This window comes from Ochrobactrum sp. C6C9 (assembly GCF_022627935.1).
Classification (GTDB): Bacteria; Pseudomonadota; Alphaproteobacteria; order Rhizobiales; family Rhizobiaceae; genus Brucella; species Brucella teleogrylli.
The window spans coordinates 1-957 of sequence record NZ_JABXGB010000094.1 but is presented as its reverse complement, the minus strand read 5'-3'; the positions used below and the strand labels follow the sequence as shown (position 1 = coordinate 957).

Sequence of the window (957 nt, the reverse complement as noted above, 5' to 3'; positions counted from 1 at the left end):
TATTGCTGAAAACCCTTCTGGCAGAAACCTCACTCACCCAAAATGCCCTAAATCAATGGGACAGAGACGGCGCATACAATCTGTCCTTAAAATGATCACTTTCAAATTTGGTCCATATCCGAGTAGGATATTCAACACTCAACAGCGGAACAACATAAGCCGCCTCCGAAGAATATATCGGAGCTAAGTAATCCTCTACCTGTTGTGCAATTATTCTGTGTTGATGATCTAGATCATAAAATACTGATACTTCTCTTTGAGTAAGTTTTTCGAACAACAACTCTGCCAGGTCACGGTTTCTACCTGCAAAAGACAACGCAATATCATATTTTCCCCGAAACTCCGCAGTAGAAAACCCCACCTCTTTTACAAAATTCAACCAATTAATGGACCGAAGATAGAAAATTAATTTCGGGTCTTCTACGGTAAATACGCTGTTCTCCGGCTGATAGTGGAAAAATTCCGACAAAATATCGGCCTTGTCTCGCATCAATGTCTCGAGATACCCCTTGGAAACAACCTGCCCTACACTGCCCCGATGATCGGGCCGATCTCGAATGGTCCTTTTTAGATCCACGGACCAGTCGTCGGACTCGACTAGCCAACTTAATATATGCAAATACGGTGCCCGCCCTTCCCGTCGCAATCTGGACCCTTGTGCAAACTCCAAGCAAGCGGAATGAAATATTCTTTTAAGCTGTGTAAGTACCTCGTCGACCACCCTCTCAACCGCGATATCGACGTGTTTCTTTGTCGGAGGCGTTTCCGTTACGCCAGCATCTATACAAAGATGATAGCAAAGCAACTGCGCAATTTGGAAGCTACCTCTGCACAATCCAATTATTTTTTCCTTGTCCCTGATCTCTATATTTAGAGCGCGTGACGTTGCCCCCAAGTTTTATCCAGTTTTGAGTTCGCTCCAGCGGTTTTGGGTTGCTGTATTCGGGGCGGTAGGGG

At 45.1% G+C, this 957-nt stretch carries 1 protein-coding gene; it reads right to left on the bottom strand.

Annotation, left to right across the window (positions count from 1 at the left end):
- Positions 1 to 52: 52 nt before the first annotated feature.
- Positions 53 to 490 carry a hypothetical protein gene (locus HWD97_RS24200; RefSeq protein WP_371835803.1) on the bottom strand — a complete coding sequence of 146 codons (438 nt, stop codon included), beginning with the start codon at positions 488 to 490 and terminating at the stop codon, positions 53 to 55.
- Positions 491 to 957 lie beyond the last annotated feature (467 nt).

What these genes read in the sequence shown, in the direction of transcription:
- HWD97_RS24200 (WP_371835803.1), bottom strand. Translation starts at nt 490, where the DNA reads ATGCGAGACAAGGCCGATATTTTGTCGGAATTTTTCCACTATCAGCCG.